At 47.5% G+C, this 24,174-nt stretch carries 24 protein-coding genes and 2 pseudogenes; 6 read left to right on the top strand and 20 right to left on the bottom strand.

Features of this window, described 5'->3' with window-relative positions:
• Positions 1 to 25: 25 nt before the first annotated feature.
• From ACO0KV_RS11500 to ACO0KV_RS11550, 11 genes are all read right to left on the bottom strand, one after another.
• Entirely contained in the window at positions 26 to 559 is a 534-nt protein-coding gene (locus ACO0KV_RS11500) for a F0F1 ATP synthase subunit delta (protein WP_423042671.1), read from the bottom strand.
• 2 nt (positions 560 to 561) lie between these two features.
• Positions 562 to 1,032: a F0F1 ATP synthase subunit B gene (locus tag ACO0KV_RS11505; protein ID WP_423042672.1), complete on the bottom strand. Its 471-nt coding sequence runs from the start codon at positions 1,030 to 1,032 to the stop codon at positions 562 to 564.
• A gap of 66 nt (positions 1,033 to 1,098) precedes the next feature.
• Complete coding sequence (gene atpE / locus ACO0KV_RS11510; RefSeq protein WP_186911982.1) at positions 1,099 to 1,341, bottom strand: F0F1 ATP synthase subunit C; 243 nt, start codon at positions 1,339 to 1,341, stop codon at positions 1,099 to 1,101.
• A gap of 88 nt (positions 1,342 to 1,429) precedes the next feature.
• Complete coding sequence (gene atpB / locus ACO0KV_RS11515; protein ID WP_423042673.1) at positions 1,430 to 2,269, bottom strand: F0F1 ATP synthase subunit A; 840 nt, start codon at positions 2,267 to 2,269, stop codon at positions 1,430 to 1,432.
• Positions 2,266 to 2,610: an ATP synthase subunit I gene (locus ACO0KV_RS11520; protein WP_423042674.1), complete on the bottom strand. Its 345-nt coding sequence runs from the start codon at positions 2,608 to 2,610 to the stop codon at positions 2,266 to 2,268. Before ACO0KV_RS11520 ends, atpB begins: the two co-directional genes overlap by 4 nt.
• Positions 2,611 to 2,782: 172 nt before the next feature.
• Complete coding sequence (locus tag ACO0KV_RS11525; protein ID WP_423042675.1) at positions 2,783 to 3,331, bottom strand: RBBP9/YdeN family alpha/beta hydrolase; 549 nt, start codon at positions 3,329 to 3,331, stop codon at positions 2,783 to 2,785.
• 96 nt (positions 3,332 to 3,427) lie between these two features.
• Positions 3,428 to 4,321 (bottom strand): ParB/RepB/Spo0J family partition protein, encoded by an 894-nt coding sequence (locus ACO0KV_RS11530; protein ID WP_423042676.1) that lies wholly within the window; start codon positions 4,319 to 4,321, stop codon positions 3,428 to 3,430.
• Positions 4,322 to 4,323: 2 nt separating this feature from the next.
• A complete protein-coding gene (locus ACO0KV_RS11535; protein WP_423042677.1) occupies positions 4,324 to 5,100 on the bottom strand; it encodes a ParA family protein in 777 nt (258 codons plus the stop codon).
• A gap of 20 nt (positions 5,101 to 5,120) precedes the next feature.
• Positions 5,121 to 5,771: a 16S rRNA (guanine(527)-N(7))-methyltransferase RsmG gene (gene rsmG, locus ACO0KV_RS11540; RefSeq protein WP_423042678.1), complete on the bottom strand. Its 651-nt coding sequence runs from the start codon at positions 5,769 to 5,771 to the stop codon at positions 5,121 to 5,123.
• Complete coding sequence (mnmG, locus tag ACO0KV_RS11545) at positions 5,771 to 7,726, bottom strand: tRNA uridine-5-carboxymethylaminomethyl(34) synthesis enzyme MnmG (protein ID WP_423042679.1); 1,956 nt, start codon at positions 7,724 to 7,726, stop codon at positions 5,771 to 5,773. The genes rsmG and mnmG overlap by 1 nt, the downstream gene beginning before the upstream one ends.
• A 232-nt stretch (positions 7,727 to 7,958) precedes the next feature.
• Positions 7,959 to 8,720, bottom strand: coding sequence for a TSUP family transporter (locus ACO0KV_RS11550; protein ID WP_423042680.1), 762 nt, complete (start codon positions 8,718 to 8,720; stop codon positions 7,959 to 7,961).
• A gap of 166 nt (positions 8,721 to 8,886) precedes the next feature.
• Between ACO0KV_RS11550 and ACO0KV_RS11555 the strand changes: the two genes are divergently transcribed.
• On the top strand, positions 8,887 to 10,044 hold the full coding sequence (locus tag ACO0KV_RS11555; RefSeq protein WP_423042681.1) for an iron-containing alcohol dehydrogenase: 1,158 nt from the start codon (positions 8,887 to 8,889) through the stop codon (positions 10,042 to 10,044).
• 149 nt (positions 10,045 to 10,193) lie between these two features.
• Positions 10,194 to 11,345 (top strand): CsgG/HfaB family protein, encoded by a 1,152-nt coding sequence (locus tag ACO0KV_RS11560; protein WP_423042682.1) that lies wholly within the window; start codon positions 10,194 to 10,196, stop codon positions 11,343 to 11,345.
• 573 nt (positions 11,346 to 11,918) lie between these two features.
• Here ACO0KV_RS11560 and ACO0KV_RS11565 read toward each other — a convergent pair.
• From ACO0KV_RS11565 to ACO0KV_RS11600, 8 genes are all read right to left on the bottom strand, one after another.
• Positions 11,919 to 12,896, bottom strand: a complete 978-nt coding sequence (locus ACO0KV_RS11565) for a branched-chain amino acid ABC transporter permease (RefSeq protein WP_423042683.1) — start codon at positions 12,894 to 12,896, stop codon at positions 11,919 to 11,921.
• Positions 12,897 to 12,907: 11 nt separating this feature from the next.
• Positions 12,908 to 13,792 carry a branched-chain amino acid ABC transporter permease gene (locus tag ACO0KV_RS11570; protein WP_423042684.1) on the bottom strand — a complete coding sequence of 295 codons (885 nt, stop codon included), beginning with the start codon at positions 13,790 to 13,792 and terminating at the stop codon, positions 12,908 to 12,910.
• A gap of 115 nt (positions 13,793 to 13,907) precedes the next feature.
• Positions 13,908 to 15,119: an ABC transporter substrate-binding protein gene (locus ACO0KV_RS11575; RefSeq protein ID WP_423042685.1), complete on the bottom strand. Its 1,212-nt coding sequence runs from the start codon at positions 15,117 to 15,119 to the stop codon at positions 13,908 to 13,910.
• A 117-nt stretch (positions 15,120 to 15,236) separates the two neighbouring features.
• Positions 15,237 to 15,959: an ABC transporter ATP-binding protein gene (locus ACO0KV_RS11580; protein ID WP_423042686.1), complete on the bottom strand. Its 723-nt coding sequence runs from the start codon at positions 15,957 to 15,959 to the stop codon at positions 15,237 to 15,239.
• Positions 15,956 to 16,729, bottom strand: a complete 774-nt coding sequence (locus tag ACO0KV_RS11585; protein WP_423042687.1) for an ABC transporter ATP-binding protein — start codon at positions 16,727 to 16,729, stop codon at positions 15,956 to 15,958. Before ACO0KV_RS11585 ends, ACO0KV_RS11580 begins: the two co-directional genes overlap by 4 nt.
• Positions 16,730 to 16,902: 173 nt before the next feature.
• Positions 16,903 to 18,528, bottom strand: coding sequence for a GMC family oxidoreductase (locus ACO0KV_RS11590; RefSeq protein ID WP_423042688.1), 1,626 nt, complete (start codon positions 18,526 to 18,528; stop codon positions 16,903 to 16,905).
• Between the two features lie 40 nt (positions 18,529 to 18,568).
• On the bottom strand, positions 18,569 to 19,621 hold the full coding sequence (locus ACO0KV_RS11595; protein ID WP_423042689.1) for an NAD(P)H-dependent flavin oxidoreductase: 1,053 nt from the start codon (positions 19,619 to 19,621) through the stop codon (positions 18,569 to 18,571).
• Positions 19,622 to 19,646: 25 nt separating this feature from the next.
• Positions 19,647 to 21,143, bottom strand: coding sequence for a CoA-acylating methylmalonate-semialdehyde dehydrogenase (locus tag ACO0KV_RS11600; RefSeq protein WP_423042690.1), 1,497 nt, complete (start codon positions 21,141 to 21,143; stop codon positions 19,647 to 19,649).
• Positions 21,144 to 21,308: 165 nt separating this feature from the next.
• Here ACO0KV_RS11600 and ACO0KV_RS11605 point away from each other — a divergent pair, with 165 nt between their 5' ends.
• From ACO0KV_RS11605 to ACO0KV_RS11620, 4 genes and pseudogenes are all read left to right on the top strand, one after another.
• Positions 21,309 to 22,202, top strand: a complete 894-nt coding sequence (locus ACO0KV_RS11605) for a LysR family transcriptional regulator (RefSeq protein ID WP_423042691.1) — start codon at positions 21,309 to 21,311, stop codon at positions 22,200 to 22,202.
• Positions 22,203 to 22,395: 193 nt separating this feature from the next.
• Positions 22,396 to 22,668, top strand: a complete 273-nt coding sequence (locus tag ACO0KV_RS11610) for a hypothetical protein (RefSeq protein WP_423042692.1) — start codon at positions 22,396 to 22,398, stop codon at positions 22,666 to 22,668.
• Positions 22,669 to 22,710: 42 nt separating this feature from the next.
• Positions 22,711 to 23,187: an FKBP-type peptidyl-prolyl cis-trans isomerase gene (locus ACO0KV_RS11615; RefSeq protein WP_423042693.1), complete on the top strand. Its 477-nt coding sequence runs from the start codon at positions 22,711 to 22,713 to the stop codon at positions 23,185 to 23,187.
• A 458-nt stretch (positions 23,188 to 23,645) separates the two neighbouring features.
• Positions 23,646 to 24,011 (top strand): annotated as a pseudogene (locus ACO0KV_RS11620) (DUF5672 family protein); the annotation flags it as partial.
• A 56-nt stretch (positions 24,012 to 24,067) separates the two neighbouring features.
• Here the strand turns inward: ACO0KV_RS11620 and ACO0KV_RS11625 are convergent.
• Positions 24,068 to 24,174 (bottom strand): annotated as a pseudogene (locus ACO0KV_RS11625) (IS5/IS1182 family transposase); the annotation flags it as partial.

A 24,174-nucleotide genomic window follows, 5' to 3' on the forward strand; every position in this document is an offset into this window, starting at 1 on the left:
CTAACTCCTAATATTTATTACGTTCTTACGCGGTCAGGGCTACGTGCATTTTTTGCAGCTTAGCGCGAACCGACGTGTCGAGCACCTGATCACCAACCACGATGCGCACACCGCCGATCAAAGCAGAATCTACTTTTACGGTAGGATGCAGTTTGCGGCCAAATTTCTTTTCCAATGTCACTGCCAGGTCGCTTAACTGGTCTGCCGATAATTCGAATGCGCTTGTTACTTCAGCATCTGCAGCGCCTTCAAAGGCGTTTTTCAGAGCGTGAAATTGGAAAGCGATTTCAGGCAGCAAAGTCAGGCGATCATAGTCAGCAAGTGTATCTACGAAGTTTTTGGCTTCAGCAGTTACTGGCGATTTGAGCGCAGACAAGAAAATCTCAGCTTTTTGTGAAGCCGAGACTTTTGGGTTGTGTGCAAGAGCTTGTACATCGGAATTCGCACCCACATTACCCATTTCAGTGACCAGTTCCGACCAAGCGGACAGGTTACCGGTTTGAGCAACACGGAATAGCGCTTCTGCGTAAGGACGAGCGATCGTTGCGAGTTCGGCCATGATTACAGCTCGGTTTTCAGTTGAGTCAACAGATCTGCGTGAGCGGATGCGTTGATTTCACGTTTCAGAATTTGTTCTGCGCCTTTGACTGCTAATGTAGCAACCTGGTCGCGCAATTCTTCGCGTGCTTTAGTAACTTGATTTTCTGCATCAGCTTGAGCAGCCGCTACAATGCGACCAGCTTCCGCGTAGGCAGTGTTCTTGGCTTCTTCGATGATCAATTGTGCGCGTTTTTCTGCGTCAATGATACGTTTCTGGCCTTCATCACGCGCACCAGCCAATTCAGCTTGCACACGCTTTTCAGCAGCTTGCATTTCAGCGCGGCCACGGTCGGCAGCTGCCAGTCCGTCAGCGATTTTCTTAGCACGCGCATCGAGCGCGTTCATCAGTGGCGGCCACACAAACTTCATTGTGAACAATGCCAAGATGAAGAAAACCCCAAACTGAACAAACAAAGTTGAGTTAAGGTTCACGGTAATTCCTTATCTAGATGGATCAAGCCAGAAGTCGTCGACTTCCGGCACGAAAAGGAAAGACTATTAAGCGTGGAACGGGTTTGCGAACGCGAACAACATAGCGATACCAACACCGATCAAGAACGCAGCGTCGATCAGACCAGCCAGCAAGAACATTTTAGTTTGCAATGTATTCATCAATTCTGGTTGACGTGCAGACGCTTCCAAGTATTTACCACCCATGATAGCGATACCGATACAAGCGCCGATCGCGCCCAAGCCGATGATCAAACCGCAAGCCAAAGCAACAAAAGATAAATCAGTCATGACATTTCCTTAAAAGTTAAAAATAATAAAAAGCTAAAACCAAAAACTAAAACTAAAACTAAAACAATACTTACTACTTATTGCAATCTTAATGATGTTCGTGCGCTTGTCCAACGTAGACCAAGGTCAGCATCATGAAAATAAACGCTTGTAAAAACACGATCAAAATATGGAAAATCGCCCAGATGGAGCCTGCAATCAGGTGACCTGCAACACCAAATACTGTTGCCATTGAACCCAATAAAGCGATCAACAAGAACAATAATTCGCCTGCAAACATGTTACCGAACAGTCGCATACCCAGGGAGACCGTTTTTGCCGCGAATTCGATGACTTGCAGAATCAGATTGAATGGTGCCATTTTGATGCCGAATGGTGCAGAGACCAGTTCGTGCAAGAAACCACCCAAACCTTTGATTTTTACACTGTAATAGAGCATCAGTGCCAATACACCCAAGGAAATACCAATTGTGCCATTCAAATCAGCTGTTGGTACAACACGGTGGTGCATGTCTGCCAAGGATTCAGGCGCAACACCCAAGCCTACTAATAAGCGGAACAAGCCTGAGAACAAATCTACTGGCAAAAAGTCAAGGGCGTTCATCAAAGCGACCCAGATGAACACGGTCAACGCCATCGGAGCGATGAACGTGCGGTCACCATGTACGATGCCTTTGGATTGCTCTTCCACCATTTCAACCAGAATTTCTACAGCCGCTTGGAAGCGACCTGGCACACCGGAAGTGGCTTTGCGTGCAGCCAGCCACAGCACAAGGCTACCGACGATACCGCAGAACACGGACCAGAAAATGGTGTCGTAATTCAAGATGGAAAAATCAACGATTTTATCTTGATGATGTGTCGATAAATGTCCTAAGTGATGGACAATATATTCTGACGCTGTTGGTGCGTTCTCGGTTGCGCTCATGGTCGTTGTCTAAAGAGTAAAATGAAATAACTTTTCAGTACTACGATGAAGGCGATCAAAAAAGCCGGCCAGTTGACATCGTGGTACAAGGTAACAACTGCACCCATTAGGGCAATTGTTAGTCCAATCTTGATAAATTCACCGAAGAAAAAACTCATCGGGTTGGCTCCTCCAGGCTTTCGTGCGCTCATCGTCAGGCGCAACGCGAAAAAAGCGTTTGGAATTGCACAGCACAGTCCGCCTAACAAGGCTGAAAATGCTAAAGAAATCGTCCCAAATACACCAGCAAACAGCGCGACGACCAGAGCTGCCGTCATTTGCAGCAGTACGATACGCGCCATGCTTTCCTCACTTAATTTATAGATCTTGCTCGAATTTACCGCATTTGCCTCGAAATATTATCGGGCAGCGTAAATCCTTGCCTATCAAAACCACGGAATTATACGTGGTAGTGCGTAATAACGTCAAACGATACCTTCAGTGCACCAGAATGAGACACTGCCTGTTTTTTTATCAACGCTCACTATTCTGGCTTAGCTGCGCCAGCCATATCTGGCCTTGCTCCCAGACGCCCAGGCCCGATTCGCCATTGATATGTCCCTTTGCACCAACTGAGTGAAATTCACTTTCCCAACATTTGGCCCAATGCTGGCTCAACGCGAAGTCGCACCATGGGTCATTATCGGACGCAACCACCACGCTAGCGACCGCTAAGCGAGTTTCTGGCATAGGACTAAAACTGGGTTCAGGAAAGGTAGTTTGTCCTACATCGGGAGGCGCTACCAAAAATAATCCTTTTACCTGTTTCACGTGTAACGCCGATGACTTGAGCGAAGAAATCCAATGTACAGCTAAAGCACAGCCGAGACTATGGGCTACTAAAATGACGTCATCCTTACACTCATCGACATAGCGCGTTAATTGCGCCATCCATAAGTCAAGTTCTGGCTGTTCCCAATTTTCTTGTTGTACGCGCACGACATTGGGCATGCTTGCTTCCCACAAACTTTGCCAATGTTGTGGACCTGAGTTGTATAAACCGGGGAGAAGTAAAAGTTTCACGTGGAACGAACATAAAAAGTTAAAGGACTCGTTCAGACAACGAGGACGAAAAAAAAGCTGCAAAACCTGACTGGGTTTGCAGCTTCGTTGTTGAATTTATTGACCGCGTATTTTTAAGATTACGCCATCAAGCGAATCAAGATCGGCAAAATCAATGACCATTTGTCCCCTGCCCTTGCTTCCCATTTTCAAGGTCACTTGCGTTGCAAGCAAGTCGGACAACTCTTCCTCAAGCCGGGTGATGTCACGCGACTTTTCAGCTTTGTCACGCGGCTTACCAGTCGCAGTCATTTCAGAGGTAGTTTTGGCAACGAGCTTCTCCGCTTCACGTACTGACATGCGCTTAGCAACGATCTGGTTCGCTAACTGAATCTGTGTTGCGGCATCAGTCACTAACAAAGAACGTGCATGCCCCATATCAATATCACCGGCCATCAACATGGTTTGTACAGGCTTGGCCAGATTGAGCAAACGCAGCAAATTGGACACGGCACTGCGTGAACGACCAACGGCGGTCGCTGCCTGCTCGTGAGTGAACGAGAAGTCAGTAATCAGACGATGAATACCTTGTGCTTCTTCCAATGGATTGAGATCTTCACGCTGGATATTTTCAATCAGGGCCATTGCTGCCGCGGCCTGGTCATCCACATCCTTCACCAGCACTGGCACTTCTTCCAGCCCTGCCATTTGTGAAGCGCGGAAACGTCGTTCACCAGCAATAATTTCGTAACGAGTGACACCGTTATTTTGGCCGATCGGACGGACCAAAATTGGTTGCATCAGACCTTGTGCCTTGATAGAAGCGGCTAGTTCGGCCAATGCGCCCTCGTCCATACGCGTACGCGGCTGATACTTACCAGCCTGCATATGTTGCACTGAGAGGCTGGTAGGCGCACCAGTAACGGTTGGTACGGCGTCAGCAAAGTCTCCTGCACCACCCAACAATGCATCCAGACCACGACCTAGTCCTTTTTGTTTTTTGATGACCATATTCATTTTTCTAACTGTTTAATTCTTTCGACCATTTCGGCACCAAACGCAATATATGCTTGCGCACCTTTCGACGAGGGATCAAAGACGACGCCAGGGATGCCGTAGGATGGCGCCTCCGCAAGACGGACATTGCGTGGAATTAGGGTTTTAAATACCTTATCGCCAAAATGCTGCTCCAACTGATCAGAGACTTGCTGTGATAAGGTCATGCGCGGATCAAACATCACACGTAATAAACCAACGATTTTCAAATCCGGATTCAGATTTGCAGAGACTTTTTTGATGGTATTGGCCAGATCTGACAAACCTTCGAGCGCATAGTATTCGCATTGCATTGGAATAATGACGCCATTGGCGGCACATAAACCATTGAGTGTCAGCATCGATAACGCTGGTGGGCAGTCGATCAGAATGAAGTCGTAATCATCGCTGACCAGTGCCAGCGCATCACGCAGACGCTTATCACGGTTTTCTAATTCGACCATTTCAACTTCAGCACCCGCCAACTCGCGGTTCGCTGGCAGCACATCGAAACGACCAGATTCAGAGCGCAAACGTGCCGTCGCCACATCGGTAATACCGAGTAAAACTTCATACACAGAAGACGTCAACTTGGCTTTGTTGATCCCCGCGCCCATGGTGGCGTTACCCTGGGGGTCGAGATCGACCAGCAATACGCGCTGGTCTAATTTTGCCAGTCCGGCGGCAAGATTAACGGTGGTTGTGGTTTTGCCCACGCCACCTTTTTGGTTTGCTACACAAAATATTTTTGCCATACAGGTTTTCCGTGGGTGAGTCAGACTGGTAATTTTTTAACAAAGACAAGATGGCGTTCAGCTTGCAAGCCTGGGACCGACAAGGCTTGCATGCTTATGACTTGCCAACCTTGCGGTAAACGTTCGATTTCCTGCTCCGGTGCAACACCTTTCATGGCTATAAACTGCCCGCCATCAGCCAGTAAGTGACCCGACCAATTGATAAAATTACATAATTCAGAAAAGGCACGTGACGTAATTACGTCAAATTTTTCAGCGACGTCCAACGCCTCGACACGTCCGGTATGGACCGTCACATTACGCAAACCCAATTCTGTTTTTGCCTGATTCAGAAAAGCTGTTTTTTTACTGACCGTGTCGATCATGGCAATCTTCGTATCAGGGTAAGCAATCGCCAGCATCATGCCGGGCAATCCACCGCCCGCACCGACATCCAAGACATTTCTGGCGTTTGCAAATGCTGGTACAGCAGACAGCGAATCAAGCAAGTGTTGCTTCACCATTTCTTTTGGATCGCGAATTGCTGTTAAATTGTAAACAGCGTTCCATTTGGATAACAGTAACAAATAAGCAATCATCTGATCGATTTGCCCATCTGTCAGAGGCAGTCCTAATTCTTGCACGCCATCAGCGAGCATTTTCCGTAAACTACTTGTATCGTTGATACTCATCAAGCCTCTCCTGCTACGGGCGTTGTTTCTTCCAGCACCTCTGGTGCGGCGGCAAATTCTTTAAACCCGCGTTTTTTTAAGTGCACCAATAACAGTGAAATCGCTGCCGGTGTCACGCCAGAGATACGCCCACATTGTCCTAGTGTTTCTGGCTGATGCTTGTTCAGTTTCTGGCGGACCTCAATCGACAAGCCATTGACTTCCATATAATCAAAACCGACTGGCATTATGAGGTTTTCAAAATAAGCGTGACGCTGTACTTCTTTGGCCTGACGATCAATATATCCTGCATATTTGACCTGAATCTCAACCTGCTCACGGACGGCTTCGTCAGTAACGCCAGGTCCTGCAAGTGCTTGCCCTTCGGCACCGACCAGTCCCATCAAACTGTTATAGGTCACTTGCGGACGGCGCAACAAATCTGCCAGCGAGTATTCTCGTTCCAGCGCCTTACCGACGACGCGTTCAGCTTCTTCAGCTGCAACGATGCGAGGATTGACCCAAGTAGAACGCAGGCGTTCCATTTCACGTGCAACACTTTCACGCTTTTGTTCAAACAAAAGCCATTGTGCATCACTGACGCAACCTAACTGGCGACCGATTTCTGTCAAACGCATATCAGCGTTGTCCTCACGCAGACTCAGACGGAATTCTGCGCGGCTGGTGAACATACGGTACGGCTCTTGCACACCTTTAGTAATGAGATCATCCACCAATACGCCAAGGTAGGCCTCATCACGACGTGGCACCCAAGCATCTTTACCTTGCGTTTGTAGCGCGGCATTCAGGCCTGCCAGCATCCCTTGGGCCGCCGCTTCTTCGTAGCCCGTGGTACCGTTAATCTGTCCGGCAAAAAACAAACCATTGATCTGACGTGTTTCTAAAGAAGATTTCAAGCCACGTGGATCAAAGTAATCGTATTCAATCGCATAGCCTGGACGCAGGATGTACGCATTCTCCATACCACGCATAGAGCGGACTAAGTCCAACTGTACATCAAATGGCAGACTGGTAGAGATACCATTAGGATAAAATTCGTTCGTGGTCAACCCTTCCGGCTCAAGGAAGATCTGATGTGACTCTTTACTGGCGAAGCGATGAATTTTATCTTCAATCGATGGACAGTAACGTGGACCAACGCCTTCGATCACACCGGTGTACATCGGACTGCGATCTAAACCTGCACGGATAATGTCGTGGGTTCGCTCGTTGGTATGCGTAATCCAACAAGGCACCTGCTTAGGGTGCATCGCTGCATTACCCATATACGAGAAAACTGGGACTGGATCGAGATCGCCTGGCTGCTCTTGCATCACAGAGAAATCGATACTGCGGCCATCAATTCTTGGTGGCGTACCTGTTTTCAAACGCCCCTGTGGCAAAGCCAATTCTTTCAGACGGGCTGACAGCGAGATCGCCGGTGGGTCACCTGCTCTACCTGCGGAGTAGTTATTCAACCCAACATGGATCTTCCCATCAAGGAAAGTTCCTGCGGTTAGGACGACCGCCCTTGCGCGAAAACGGATACCAACCTGCGTCACAGCACCTACGACACGATTACCTTCGACAATCAAATCATCCACTGCCTGCTGAAACAGCCACAGATTAGGCTGATTCTCCAGACGACTACGAATCGCTTGTTTGTATAAAATCCGGTCAGCTTGCGCTCTGGTTGCACGGACCGCGGGGCCTTTGGATGAGTTAAGGATACGAAACTGAATACCCGCCTCATCCGTGGCGATTGCCATTGCACCACCCATGGCATCGACCTCTTTTACCAGGTGACCTTTACCAATGCCACCTATCGATGGATTACAGGACATCTGACCAAGGGTCTCGATATTGTGGGTCAATAACAATGTGGACTGACCCATACGCGCGGCGGCGAGGGCAGCTTCTGTACCGGCATGACCACCGCCGACAACAATCACATCAAATTCTTTTGGATAAAACATGGCTGGCTTCTGACAAACAAGGACTCTGAGAGGCACGATTATAGTTTGTTTTCACGTTGAAGCCGTTTTCAAATTGTGAATCTTCAAAAAATAAGTCCCAATGTTTCACGTGAAACATTGGGACTTATCGTAAAAACATATCTTCCAAATGAAAACAACGCCTAATTTTTAAGCAAAAAAGAATTTACATGCTTTATCACAAACACGTTGGCGATTGTTTCACGTGAAACAATTACTTCAAAAATCCGTCATACGTCGTCTTACAAATCAATGCGATGACCACAAACAAGAACATTTTTCGCACAAACCCCGTACCGTGTTTAATCGCCATATGCGAACCGGTTAGCGATCCTCCGACCTGACACACGGCCATCAAACCGCCTGTCAACCATAATACATGACCGCTGAAACCGAACCATGCCAATGCCGATGCATTACATGCCACGTTCAATACTTTAGCAACCGCAGAAGCCCGTAAGAAATCGTACCCAAAAAAACGTACAAACAGAAACATAAAAAAGCTACCTGTTCCCGGGCCAAAGAAACCGTCATAAAAGCCAATTGCCCCGCCAACTGCCATTCCTAAGAGAACCTCTTTCTGACCAGAGAACACTGGTTTATCCAAAGAGCCAAACTCTTTTTTCTTGAAGGTATAAATTGCCACGCCAACCAACACGAAGGGTAACGCCTTACGCAATTGTTCCGGCGATATATGCGTCAATAGATAAGCACCAGCAAAAGAAAAAACAAATGCCATCAGTGCGGCTGGGATTGCCATCGCCCAGCGAATCTGAACTTTACGTAAATAATTTTTAGCCGCGACACTCGTCCCCCAGATACCAGCAAATTTATTCGTCCCCAACAAGGTTGCTGGTGCAGTGCCGGGCAACAAAGAAAATAGTGCTGGCACTTGCACCAAACCACCTCCGCCGACGATCGCGTCCACGAATCCAGCAAAAAAAGCTACCCCCCCTAACAGCAACAAATCTACCATGTCATTAACCTTCATCCAAAATTCAAACAATTAAGCTCTACACATAGAATACATACCACTTTGCTTAAATAGCAAAGTTCTGGCAAGCTACAGAGGATAGCAAGTCTGCACACAGTCAGGTCGTACAGTTTTCAGAATCTTTTACCAGAACAGGAAAAACAGCCCCATGAATAACTTCGAGTTCCAGACCGTCCCACATCTCATCAGCCACACGGGTGCCGCGAAACAATTAGGAAAAACCATCGCCCTACACTATCCTACCGTCAAACATGTGCTGTTAGTGACTGACGCTGGTTTTCTAAAAACCGGCTTAGTCCAACCCGCGATCGACGACATCAAAGCAACGGACCGTAACGTGAGTGTTTTTTCGGATGTTGTCGCTGATCCACCGGAAGCAGTTGTCTTACAGGCCGTCGCGCAAGCCAGAGAACAACGAGTTGATCTGGTCGTCGGGTTCGGTGGTGGTAGCTCGATGGACGTTGCCAAACTCATCGCAGTCCTCGCTGGCAGCGAACAAGAACTCAGCACTATGTACGGCATCGGCAACGTCAAAGGTCAACGCCTGCCATTAATCCAAATCCCTACGACCGCCGGCACTGGCTCGGAAGTCACCCCTATCTCTATCGTCACAACGGGGGCCACCACTAAAATGGGTGTGGTTGCGCCGCAGTTATATGCCGACATTGCTATTCTCGATGCAGAACTCACACTAGGCTTACCTGCCGCCGTTAGCGCAGCGACGGGTATTGATGCGATGGTCCACGCCATCGAGGCCTACACAACTAAACACAAAAAAAATCCCCTCTCAGACATGCTGGCGCGCCAGGCGCTACAGCTGTTATGGAACAACATCCGCACCGTTTGTCATGAGCCCAAAAATATGGCTGCACGCCAGGCAATGCTGCTAGGCGCCTTGCTTGCAGGGCAGTCATTCGCCAATGCTCCTTGCGCTGCTGTACACGCCCTTGCCTATCCGATCGGTGGCATCTTTCACGTACCACATGGCCTGTCAAATTCGCTCGTATTACCGCCCGTGTTACGGTTCAACGCCCCAGTTGCTCACCATCAATATGCCGAACTGGCTGACATCATCGCACCCAACGAGCATGGCAGCAGCCACGCCAAAAGTGCAGCCCTGATTAACGCCCTTGAACATCTGGCAGAAGAATTGGGTATCGCCACCCGCTTACACCAGGTCGGAATCAGCAGCAATGACCTTGACCGCCTGGCAACAGATGCGATGCTGCAAACCCGCCTCCTAGGAAACAATCCTCGTGAGATTGATTGGCAACACGCACGCCACATTTATGCAGAAGTTCTCTAACCGTTGCGTCTCTGAGTTGCAATTTGTCGTGCAATCAAGCATCACCACTGGTTGCACAGACAGAAACATTTTGTAATACTTTTAATTTATTTTTAAAACCTTGATGTAGTTATACTTTACAAATTAACTATAAATTTTGAGGAGAACAAATGCGCAATCAGTTCGAGAATAAGATGTTTATCTCTCGCATTATCTGCAGTGCCATTGTATTGCTGTCCGCCGCCAATGCGATGGCCGACAGCAGTATAGAACCAGGGTCCATCGAAAAATGTAACCGTAACTTCGGTACCCTCGCCGTTGCCGAACCACAAAGCCAGATTCTGACTTATCTTGGACGCTACAGCCTCGGCTCGCCGTCAACCATGCTGCGCATGATCGTTCAGGAATCTGGCTGCTTCACCGTTGTCGAGCGTGGCGTTGCCATGCAAAATTTGCAGCAAGAACGTGCCTTGGCCGCGGGCGGTCAATTGCAAGAAGGTTCCAATGTCGGGACAGGACAAATGCAAGCGGCAGATTTTGTCATGACGCCATCTGTTCAGTTCTCTGATGACTCTGGTGGATTGGGTGGTACCGTCAGTGGTCTCTTAGGCAAAATGGGCGGCGTACTTGGCGCGATCGGTGGACTGGCCGGTGGTGTCAAATTCAAAGAAGCAGAAACCACGCTACTGCTAGCAGACGTACGTTCAGGTATTCAGGTAGCAAGTGCCGAAGGACAAGCCAGCAAAATGAATTTCAGCCTGAGCGGTTGGGGTTGGGGTAGCATGGGCTGGGCCAGCGCTGGCGGTTATAGCAAAACGCCAGAAGGTAAACTGATCGCTGCCAGTTTGCTCGACAACTACAACAAAATCGTCTTGTCAGTACGTGACAAACCACAGTTGATACAATCGACTTCCCACAGCTCAAAAGCCAATGCGGCAAACTCTATCCAAAGCACCAATAGTAGCCGCCCATCGATCATTTCGAGCGCGTCAGCGGCTCCGGTACCTGCTAATGTGATACCGGCCGCCCTAGTAGGGATGTACACGACCCAATTTGATGGCGATGACCAAGGTAAAGTCAATGTGATGGTCAGTAGCAGCGGTAAAGTGACAGGAATGGGAAGTTCTACCAAATTCAAAATCAATTTCTCTGTCGTCGGCAATATCACTGCCAACGGTGAACTGAATCTGGTTGGCACAGGCAAGGCAGGTGGGGCAAGATATATAGGCACCATCGACCCGCAAAACGGTGCCGTCATGGGCATGTGGCAATTCGATGACGGAAGTAACAAGCAAGGTACGTTCAGCGGTCACAAGCAATAAAACTTAAATAGGGAGAGCAAAAAATAGCTCTCCCTTTTTTATGTTGAACGTGAAACGTGATCGTCGGACTCAACCAATAAGGCGGCTGCACCCCACCCCACCCCAACCCACCCAACTGTTTCACGTGTAACTAAATACCCAGAAGCGATTTTTCTTGTGGACAAAGGTGGGCTTATGCACAAGCAATCACCCGACACAAAAAAAAACAGAAAAACAACATCAATAATGCTGATCCCAAATGCCTGTGGATAGCATCGTACTTTTCCACAAGCATGCCGGACACTAATTTTGGTTTTTAACCCATTCATCGTGTGGATAACAATCATCTTCTCCACAATAACGTGACCAACCCCGCAAACGTCTAAACTCAAACAGGTTTTAAGCCTCTTTGGCGGCGATTTAGACCCAAACACTACAATGCCGCAAGCCATCAAAAAAAATCGCCCCTACGTACCTCAAAAGAGCTACAAATAACAAGCGGAGGTTACAAGCGAGGTACAGAAAACAAAACGCCTCACAAATTACTTTGTGAGGCGTAAATTAGCTTAAGAATCGACTAAACAAGGAACCACGTTAATGCGTGCCGACGCTCCGTTTAGACCCGAACAGTGCCGCCAATTCACCGACGATTCCTTTGCGAAATAACAAAACACAGACAATAAAGATAAATCCAGTGACCAACGTCACCGAATCACCAAGTGTGCGGAACCACTCAATATGCGAGACATCCGCCATCCAAGCACCGATATCGCCCAATTTATCCTCAAGCGCGATAATGAGCACCGCCCCAACCATCGGGCCTACCATCGTGCCAAGACCACCAACGAGCGTCATTAATACCACCAGTCCGGACATCGCCCAGTGTGCATCGGTCAGCGTCTCAAAACCAATCACCACGGTCTTCGTTGCACCCGCCAGACCAGCGATTGCCGCGGATAAGACAAACGCCAACAATTTATACCTATCCACATCGTAACCAAGCGAGACGGCGCGTGGCTCATTTTCCTTAATGGCTTTGAGCACTTGACCGAAAGGAGAATGAATCGTGCGGACAATCAACGCAAAACCCACGATACAAATCGCCAACACCACGTAGTACATCGTCAAATCTGAACTCAGATCGGCACCGAAAAACTTCCCACGAGGCACACCTTGCAAACCATCTTCACCACCGGTGAACTTCGCCTGCAAAAACACAAAATACAACATTTGTGCCAGCGCCAAGGTGATCATCGTAAAGTAGATCCCTTGGCGACGAATCGCCAATAATCCCATCACCAAACCGATCGCCGCAGAAACGGCGACACCAGCGACCATCCCTGCCTCAAACGACCAACCTGCATCACGTAAGGCGTAACCAGTGGCATAACCCGCAGCGCCAAAAAACGCCGCATGGCCGAACGATAGCAATCCAGTGAAACCAATCAACAAATTGAATGCGCAAGCAAATAAAGCAAAACACAATACCTTCATCAAAAACACTGGATAGGCAATTTGCGGTGCGACCAACAGCAAAATCAGAGCAATCCCATAAGCAATTTTTTTAATCATTTCAGCTCCGATTATTTCTCTTTACCGAACAAGCCAGCAGGGCGAATCATCAACACAATGGCCATGATAATAAACACCACCGTCGCGGATAACTCAGGATAAAACACGCGTGTCAGACCTTCGATCACACCAAGACCAAGACCCGTCAGAATCGAACCGAGAATCGAGCCCATCCCCCCAATCACCACCACTGCAAACACAGTAATAATCAGGTTAGAACCCATCAGCGGTGACACCTGAATAACCGGCGCCGCTAACACGCCTGCAAACGCTGCCAACGCCACGCCAAAACCGTAGGTCAGCGTCACCATCAACGGTACATTCACACCAAAAGCCTCGACCAGTTTGGGGTTTTCAGTGCCTGCACGGAGATAAGCACCAAGCTTTGTTTTTTCGATCACAAACCACGTTGCAAAACACACCGCAAGCGACGCCACAACAACCCACGCACGATAATTAGGTAAGATCATAAAACCCAGATTCGTTGCCCCACTAAGTGCTTCCGGAACTGAGTAAGGCTGTCCAGAAACACCGTAGACAGAACGAAAAATTCCTTCGAGCATCAAGGTGATACCAAACGTCAGCAACAGCCCATAAAGATGATCGAGTTTGTATAACCAGCGCAACATCGTACGCTCAATTACGATCCCAAAAACCGCCACGATTAACGGTGCGGCGATCAGCATGCACCAGTAATTAATCCCAAAATATTCCATGCCCATCCAGGCAAGAAAAGCGCCCATCATATACAACGCGCCATGCGCAAAATTGATCACATTAAGCAAGCCAAAAATGACCGCCAGCCCTAGTGATAACATTGCGTAAAACGACCCATTCACCAGGCCAAGTAATAACTGTCCCAGCATCGCCTGTAGCGGAATACCAAATATTTCCATGGCACTCTTCGAAAAAAATCACCTGTTAAAAAAACAGATGCAACTCAGAAAAAGTAAGTGCCCAACAGAGGTCAGACACTTACCGAAGCAGCCCTGCCGATCTATACCGACAGAATTATTTCCATAAGGCGCATTTTGAATCTGCCTTGGTCGTAAACGCTTGTTCACCTGGAATTGTCTGAATCACTTTGTAGTAATCCCATGGCTCTTTAGAATCCGCCTGCGCTTTCACCTGCATCAAATACATGTCATGAATCATGCTGCCATCCGCACGTACATAGCCATTTTTGACGTACATATCATTGAACTTCATGCTGCGTAATTTCGCCATGACTTTGTCGGTATCATCACTACCCGCAGCTTTAACGGCATTCAGATATTGAATCGTTGCCGAGTAATCAGCAGCCTGTAAGCTAGACGGCATTTTTTTCATTTTTTCAAAATAACGACGTGCCCACGCGCGTGCTTCCGGCGTCTGATTCCAATACCAGCTATCGGTCAGGTACATACCATTTGTGAGATTCAATCCCAGTGAATGAATATCGTTAATGAACATCAGCAAACCCGCTAATTTCATGGTCTTTGTCAGGCCGAATTCATTCGCCGCTTTAATTGAATTGATGGTGTCGCCACCCGCGTTAGCGAGGCCAAGAATTTGCGCTTTAGACGATTGTGCCTGCAACAAGAAAGAAGAGAAATCCGATGCCGACAATGGATGTCTGACAGCGCCACTCACCGACCCGCCACTTGCTTTAACGACCTTGGTCGTATCGCCTTCGAGCGCTGCGCCAAACGCATAATCCGCGGTCAAGAAATACCAGCTTTTACCGCCTTGTTTCACGACAGCAGAGCCCGTTCCTTTTGCGAGTGCCACGGTATCGTACGCATAGTGAACCGTGTACGGTGTACATTCATCGTTGGTCAACACCGCAGTGCCTGCACCAATAGAAATAAACGGTTTTTTCTTTTCAGCAGCAACTTTTGCCATCGACAAACCCGTACCAGAATTCGTACCACCGATGAGCATATCCACACCATCGCGGTCAAACCATTCACGCGCTTTACTTGCTGCGATATCCGCTTTGTTTTGATGATCCGCACTAACTAATTCAATCTTCTTACCCAATACGGTACCGCCAAAATCAGCAATCGCCATCTTGATCGCTTCAATCCCGCCTTTACCATCAATGTCAGAATAGACGCCGGATAAATCCGAAATAAAACCAATTTTAACAACGTCACCAGACACCTGTGCCGCAGCACTACCGGCAAATCCAGCACATGCCATTGACACAGCTAAAGCAAGAACTTTTGATTTCGTTTTCATTTGTCTTCTCCAAGAGATAAGGATCAGTACCAGCATGCCGCATAACGCCAGGTGGTACCAGGTTTTACTTCTGATGTTTACTGTTCTTCTACTGCTATTTTTATACAATCTTTATTTTTATACACCCAACAACTGATTTAAGATCGGCATCTTTTCTTGCAACTGAGCAGCAGCAAAACTCTCCACCATTTGCCCATGTTCCATGACATAAAATTGGTCAGCGAGTGGCGCCGCAAAACGAAAATTTTGCTCAACCATCACAATGGTGTAGCCTTTTGCTTTGAGCATTGTAATCATCCGCGCCAGCGCCTGAACAATCACTGGTGCGAGGCCTTCAGAAATTTCATCCAGCAGCAATAATTTTGCTCCAGTACGTAAAATACGCGCTACGGCCAACATCTGTTGTTCACCACCCGATAAGCGTGTTCCCTGACTGTATTTGCGTTCCTCGAGGTTAGGGAACATCGCATAAATTTCTTCCACAGACATACCGGTCTCATGCCGCGATACCGAAGGTGGCAACATCAGATTTTCTTCTGTGGATAACGAAGAGAATATCCCCCGTTCTTCAGGGCAATAACCGACGCCCAGATGCGCAATTTTGTGCGTCGCTAACGAAATCGTTTCTGTACCATTGATCTTAATCGACCCCTGCCGCCGCCCTGTCAGCCCCATGATCGCGCGCATCGTCGTTGTACGTCCCGCACCATTGCGGCCCAGAATCGTAACAACTTCACCTTGATTGACGCGCAAATTCACGTCGTGAAGGATATGCGATTCCCCGTACCACGCTTGCAAACCAGCGATTTCAAGAGTGGGGATTTTTTCATTGCCACTCATGCGTGCGCTCCTTCCAATTCCGCACTGGTGCTACCCATGTACGCTTCCATCACTTGTGGATTTTCAGAAACCTCAGCATAACTGCCTTCTGCCAAAATCGCGCCCCTTTGCAATACTGAAATACGGTCACAAATACCCGACACGACTTTCATGTTGTGTTCGACCATTAGGATCGTACGCCCAGCAGAGACCTTCTTAATCAACTCCGTAACGCGGTGCACATCTTCATGCCCCATTCCCTGTGTTGGCTCATCAAGCAACATCATTTCTGGCTCCATCGCCAATGTCGTCGCGATCTCTAACGCGCGCTTGCGACCATAAGGTAAATCAACTGTCATGGTATCGGCAAAATCAGTTAGATCCACCTGCATAAGTAATTCCATCGCTCGGTCATCCAGACGTTGCAGACTGGCGCCACTTTTCCAGAAAAAAAATGACGTACCGAGCGCTCTTTGCAAACCGATACGCACATTTTCGAGCACGGTCATATGTGGAAATACGGCTGAAATTTGAAATGATCGTATGATGCCTTGACGCGCAATCTGTGCAGGCTTATCGGCTGTAATATCACGGCCGTTAAACAGAATCTGACCAGAAGTTGGGTTCAGAAACTTAGTGAGTAGATTAAAACAGGTTGTTTTACCGGCACCATTGGGGCCGATCAGTGCATGGATATGTCCCCGCTGAATCTGCAGGTTAACATCGTTGACCGCGGTAAAGCCTCTGAATTCTTTGGTCAGATGCTTCGTCTCTAGGATGACTTGTGTCATCTCATCTCCTTTGTTGTCTTGCCTAAAACATGACAAACCCGCTGTCATTGCAGCGGGCATTTTTTCTCTGCGAGATCAAGCTCATCAGATGATTTTTTTTATAATGGAACTGATAGTAACGAGTAACTCCTTATAAGCGCAAGAGTCAAAACCGTGAAACGCAAAAGAATTTTTTATTGCCTTGTTTCAAGCATAAAAATCGCCGCTTTTTCAGCAATCATAATGGTCGGTGAATTCGTATTTCCGGAAGTAATTGTCGGCATCACAGACGCATCGGCAACACGTAGTCCACGAATTCCGTGGACTCGTAATTGACTATCTACTACTGCGCTGACATCATCCTTACGCCCCATCTTACAGGTCCCCACCGGATGAAAGATCGTTGTGCCAATATCACCCGCGGCGCGTGCTAATTCTTCTTCTGTTCGGAATTGTGCCCCAGGTTTCATTTCCTCAGGCTGATACTTCTTCAATGCCGGTGCAGCGACGATTTTTCGGGTTAACGTCAGGGAGTCGGCAGCAATTTTCCTGTCATCCGGCGTACTCAGATAATTTGGGACAATTTCTGGTGCCGCTAATGGGTCTGCGCTGACAATTCTGACATGGCCACGTGAACTTGGACGCAAATTACAAACGCTAGCTGTAAAGGCTGGAAAATCATGCAATGGATCACCAAATTTTTCCAGAGATAAAGGTTGCACGTGGTATTCCAGGTTTGCACTCGTCTGCCCAGGATCAGAACGCGTAAATGCGCCAAGTTGCGACGGTGCCATTGACATCGGACCACTCTGTCTTAACATATATTCAAGCCCGATTGCTGCTTTCCCCCACCAGCTATTTGCCATGGTATTGAGGGTCTTCGCGCCATGAATTTTAAAAGCTGAACGAATCTGTAAATGATCCTGTAAATTCGCACCCACACCTTTGAGCGCATGCACAACAGGGATGCCAAGACGGTGCAAATGGTCAGGATCACCCACACCAGAATGTTGCAATATCGCTGGTGATCCAATAGCGCCAGCTGCTAACACCGTGTCACGAACGGACTCTGCAAACCACTCACTACCACCACCAACAAATTCAACACCAGTGCAATGCTTACCGTGTTCATCTTCTTTAAATCGCAGACGCTTTACCTGACATCCTGTCATGATCGACAGGTTATCACGTCGCGCTGCCGGGCGTAAAAAAGCCTTCGATGCATTCCAACGAATACCGCGTTTCTGGTTCACATCAAAATAGCCACAGCCTTCGTTGTCACCGCGGTTAAAATCATCCGTTTTCGGAATACCAACTTGTTCTGCAGCATCTCTGAATGCATCCAGAATTTCCCATGACAAACGCTGCTTTTCCACTCGCCATTCTCCACCCCTTGCATGGAAATTTTTATCTTTGCTATAGTGATCTTCACTTTTTTTAAACAAAGGTAATACCTGGTCCCAACGCCAGCTATCGTCACCCGTCAATGACGCCCATTCATTGTAATCCCGCTCCTGACCACGCATATAAATCATGCCGTTAATCGATGAGCAACCACCCAAAACTTTACCACGTGGGTAAATCAGACTGCGTCCATTCAAGCCAGCTTCCGGCGCCGTACGGAACATCCAGTCAGTACGCGGATTATTGATGCAATACAAATAGCCGACCGGAATATGAATCCATACATAATCGTCTTTTCCGCCTGCTTCAATCAACAATACGTTATTGTCCGAAGACGCTGATAAACGGTTTGCTAATACACACCCAGCACTACCGCCACCGACGACGATATAGTCAAATTGCCCAGCTGATTTCATGAAATGTTTCCTGGTTACTTTTTTTGATCAGGTCTTATGCTCAATGCGTATTGATGCGCTTACTTAGGTGCTTCACTAACTCGTACATCAGTTCTGTTGCTCCTATCGCACGCGCTCGCGCCACACCTTGTCCACACCACATTGACATCCACTGCGTGTCGTTATTTTTTCCTGCTGCAGCACGGATGGCCGCTGTCAATGCATTCTGTATTGGATACGCTGGCACCTGATCCGCCACGTGCGCCATCACTTGCATAAAACGGTTATCTAAACCACGTGCAAAACGGCCTGTGATTGCGCGCGTTTGTCGCGTCGTATCTGCGGTCGTTGCTAACAATTGTTGTTTGTATGCAGGGGGTATTCCCGACTCGTGCGTGACTAGAAATGCAGTTCCCATTTGCACTGCTTGTGCCCCTGCGGACAACGCTGCCACAACATCATCACCAGTCACGATATTGCCCGCTGCAATGACCGGAATTGTCAGTTGCGAAACAACCTGCGCCAACAATTCCATCGTCGAAAAACTGACTGCATCTTGCGACCCGATAAATGTACCGCGATGGCCGCCCGCTTCAACACCAGACAAACAAACAGCGTCCGCACCGAGGTCTTGCCAAGCAATCGCTTCGGCTAGGTGCGTCGCGGTGCCAATCACAAAAATTCCTGCTACGTGCAATTGTTTAAGTTCTTCACGCGTAATGATGCCAAACGTAAAACTGGCAACAGCCGGACTGACCGTCAGCAATGCCTCAAATTGCGCATCAAAATCCTCACACCATTTGGCTGGCACAGGCAGCGCCTCCCAACCAAGTTGCGACCATATGGGTTTAAGTAATTCGCTCGCTGCCTCTATCTCCTGAGGCGATGGTACTGGTGTTTTCTGAACGAATAAATTCATCGCAAATGGCTTACTGCACGCCTGCCGGATTTCCCATGCCTGCTCCAGCATCGCATCAGGCGACAACATGCCGCATGCCAACGATCCCAGACCACCAGCGTTCGACACGGCAGCGACCAAAGCGGGTGTCGACGCACCACCCGCCATCGGTCCCTGAATGATGGGATGTGGAAACAACTCGCGCATCGTTAACATAGGAAATCCTAAATTGTTTTGACGTTTATTTTGCGACTGGCATCGTAAATTCTGCCCCTTTACCAATACTATCAGGCCAGCGTTGCATGATCGATTTATAGCGAGTGTAAAAACGGATTCCTTCTTCTCCGTAGGCATGCATATCGCCAAACAAAGAACGTTTCCAACCACCAAATGAATGCCATGCCATTGGCACTGGAATAGGAACATTAATCCCCACCATACCGACCTGAATCCGACGAGAAAACTCACGTGCGGTATTACCATCTGACGTAAATAAAGAAACGCCGTTACCAAATTCGTGGCGATTAATTAATGCCACTGCTGAAGCAAAATCAGGAACACGCACGACGCACAATACGGGACCAAAAATTTCTTCGCGATGAATTTTCATTCCTTCTTTGACGTGGTCAAACAAAGTACCACCGAGGAAAAATCCAGCTTCATGGCCTGGTACTGTCAGACCACGACCGTCCACCAATAAAGTCGCACCTTCAGCAATACCATCTGCGATATAGCCTTCTATTTTTGCCTTGTGTACGGCAGTGACCACAGGGCCCATTTCGGCATCACTTTCCATGCCATTTTTCACTTTCAACGCCTTGACACGTGGTACCAATGCATCGACTAACTGATCAGCGACATCACCAACAGCAACCGCCACCGAAATCGCCATGCAGCGTTCACCCGCAGAACCGTAGGCAGCACCCATGAGTGCATCAACCGCCTGCTCCAGATTCGCGTCGGGCATGACAACCAAATGATTTTTTGCACCACCCAGCGCCTGTACACGTTTTCCTAACCGAGTACCTTCGCTATAAATATATTCAGCAATCGGCGTTGAACCAACAAATGAGATCGCTGATACATCAGGATGTTGTAATAACGCATCGACGGCAGTTTTATCGCCCTGCACCACATTAAACACGCCATCCGGCAACCCAGCCTGACGTAATAAGTCTGCAATCATCAGCGCACAGGACGGATCGCGTTCAGATGGTTTCAAAATAAAGGTATTGCCAGTCGCAATCGCCACCGGCGCCATCCACATCGGCACCATAAACGGAAAATTAAACGGCGTAATACCCGCTGTCACACCCAATGGCTGGCGCAAGTTGTAATTATCGATACCGCCACCGATGTTATCCGAAAACTGTGATTTCAGCAGTTGTGGCATGCCGCAGGCAAACTCAACAATTTCAATACCACGGGTTACTTCACCCATCGCATCTGACAGCACTTTACCGTGTTCGCGTGTAATCAACGCCGCCAGTGCCTGGTGATGCTGATCAAGTAATTCTTTAAATTTAAACATCACGCGCGAGCGCTTGAGCGGCGCCGTTTCAGCCCAGGCAGGCGCCGCTGCTTTTGCTGCTGCCACCACGGCATCAACTTCGGCGACGCTCGCCAGCGCTACCTGCGCGACGACTTCTCCGGTTGCTGGATTAAACACGTCTTGTTGACGACCACTAGTGGACGCAAAAACCTGACCATTCATGTAGTGCTGGAGTACGGATGTCATAAAAAAACCTTAATCAATGAAAGAAGTTTGGTAGCAGGTTAATTCACCTATTGTGGCAAATCCAATGAGTTATTATCAATAGCAATATAAATATTTCTTATAATGCTATGATAAGTAGCATCGTTCAGTCCGAACTCACGCTGAACTCACACTAAGGCAACTGTTATGGACTTCACTCAACTACGTGCGTTTATCACCATCGCCCGCGAAGGTAACTTGACCCGCGCGGCAGAACGCTTGCATCTGACGCAACCCGCAGTGAGCCTGCAGTTAAAATCACTGCAAGAACAATTAGGATTGCAGTTATTCAGTCGTAACGCCAATGGGATGAGTCTGACCAATGATGGTGCTAAATTGTTACCCTATGCGGAGCGCGTTTTGGCAGCCAATGGAGATTTCCGGCAAGCTGCACATGCGCTCCATTCCACCTTGTCCGGTGAATTAGCGATCGGTACCATTCTTGATCCGGAATTTACGCGTTTAGGGGTATTTTTAAAGCGCCTGGTAGAAACTTATCCACAGATTGCGACACGCTTGCAACACGGCATGTCAGGCTGGGTTTTACAGCAAATCCGCGGCGGACAACTTGATATCGGTTTTTATCTAGGAGACCTGCCCGCGGACGGAAAAACGCCACTGCATCAGTTGATATTGACGGAGTTTACCTACCGCGTCGTTGCCCCAAGTGGCTGGAACAGCCGCGTTCTGGGACAGAGTTGGGAAAAACTGGCCCATCTGCCATGGATCTGGACCCCACCTGAATCGGCCCATCATCGCCTCCTGGGTAAGATTTTTGCACAGTACGGTATCACCCCAAACAAAGTGGCGCTGGTCGATCAAGAACAGTCGATGTTAGACCTCGTCAAATCTGGAGTCGGTTTAAGTCTTATTCGTGACTCTATTGCCATGCGGGAAGCCCATGTCCATGGACTGGTGATCGCAGACGCGGTCAGTATCAAAACTCAATTGAGTCTGATTTGCCAAGAAAAACGTCAAAGCGAAGCGATGATTGCCGAGAGTTTTCAATTAGTTAGTCAATGCTGGAAGTTAATCATCTAAAATTCCGACTTTTAGTCGTTGTCAACGTCGGCGGATCGCTGGCGTAAACAATGAAATAGCACGTGAGCACGGATAAAAACACTGAACTGAAGATAAGCTGTATAAATGCGCTTTGCAAGCGTCATACTGATAAACAACAATATCGATAAGACGACACTCTAATTATAATTTTACGGAAGAATGGAATCAGACCATGGCACGCACAACCAAAGCCAGTAATGCCGTTCAACGCCTCAAAGAGCGTAGCACGCAAGGTGTGTATTCAATGGTGACGATGGCGGATGGCCGCTTTTATCTTACTCTGAGTGTCGCTGGCGCAACGCCAGTTGCGGTCCACGAGCCGCTAGAGATTGACGCCTTTGTCAGCTTCGTCAACGGACTAGAAAAGCAGGCGCCAAAAAAAGCCAGCAAACTTGATCAGGCGTTTGAAAAAAAACTACACATGTCCAGAAATCAGGACTCCTAAGTTAGCACTTATTATTTATATTTATACAAGGATATTTCTGTGATGAAAAACCGTTTTTTTTCTGCTTTTTCTGCTGCGCAAGTTGCTACGCTACTGAGCTTGTCCACAATGTTATTCACTATGTTATCCACAGGACAAAGTGAAGCACAAACGGTTAGTCAGACAGCCACTTTTGGTGAAAATTTACAAAAAATCGACGTTCGAGTAGGTATAGGAAGAGAAGCAAAAGTAGGTGACATTGCTGTTGTGCACTATACCGGCTGGCTATATGATCCGCTGGAAAATAAAGAACATGGCACCAAATTTGACTCCTCTGTCGGCGGTGGACCATTTAGTTTTCCGATTGGTATCGGTAAAGTCATCAAAGGATGGGACAAGGGTGTGGTCGGAATGAAAGTTGGAGGAAAACGCACACTGATCATTCCTCCTGCACTCGCCTACGGTTCCCGTGGAACCGGTAATATCATTCCTGGCAATGCGACTTTGATTTTTGATGTTGAGCTAATGGATGTTAAATAATTAAATACATTGCTCTTCAATAAAATTAATCGTTGTCTCAAGGCGCCGTTAAGATGTTTTTAATCGGCGCCAAGTTTACCTCGCACTCATGTATTTTTAATTATTTTTAAACCAACGAAAAATTATCAGTGTTTTTCATCTTTTCTAAATGCAAACTTCTGATGTTCAAGGGCCTGAGTAATAAAATCAGCGTCGCTAGGTATCTGCGCTTGATTGAGGAAAAAGCGATGGTTAAAAAATAGAATCCAGTCAAACTTTTTAGAACGGAATATCCATCTGTTTTTATATTTTCTCTGAAAATCACTATAACGATCTCCTTTGAAATTTTTATCTTTATTATTAGGGTACTTGGCATTATGTAGGACGGATATTTCAAGTCCTTATGATTAGAGCTACGTGTTAAAATTTTGATATTTTTACTTGTTTGCACGTCTATTGAAAAGTGGGAAATCGAACGAATGGTTGAATTAAATAATATACGTTTCTTGTTCAAACAATTTACAAAAGTGCAGTTACCGAATGTAACTCTAATTGTTATTGATTGCGTTAATTATAAAAAAGCTAAACGAGCGTTTGAACACTGTCGTTTTCTTTGTGATTTTGGAGAGGCAAAAATTCTGACTCATTTTGATATTGATGACCCATTCATTGTCAAAATCCCTAAAATTAGTTCGATCAACGAATATAACACTTTTGTAATAAAAAATTTAGCTGACTATTTCGCTACAGAACACGTTCTCATTGCACAATGGGATGGTTACGTGTGGGATGCGCAAATGTGGACTGAAGATTTTCTGAAATATGATTACATTGGAGCCCCATGGAGGGTAGATATGCTTAAGACTGACATTGACGAAACTTATCTAGGGCGTGTTGACATTTATTTTAACCAAAGCATCGAAGCTGCAATTGCCACAAATGAAGCAAATCGTTCAGCGAGTTTGTCGTATCGCGTTGCAACCCGCCTAAATTGTTTGATGTGAGCAA

Source organism: Undibacterium sp. RuRC25W (genome assembly GCF_049339825.1).
In the GTDB taxonomy this organism is placed as follows: domain Bacteria; phylum Pseudomonadota; class Gammaproteobacteria; order Burkholderiales; family Burkholderiaceae_D; genus Undibacterium.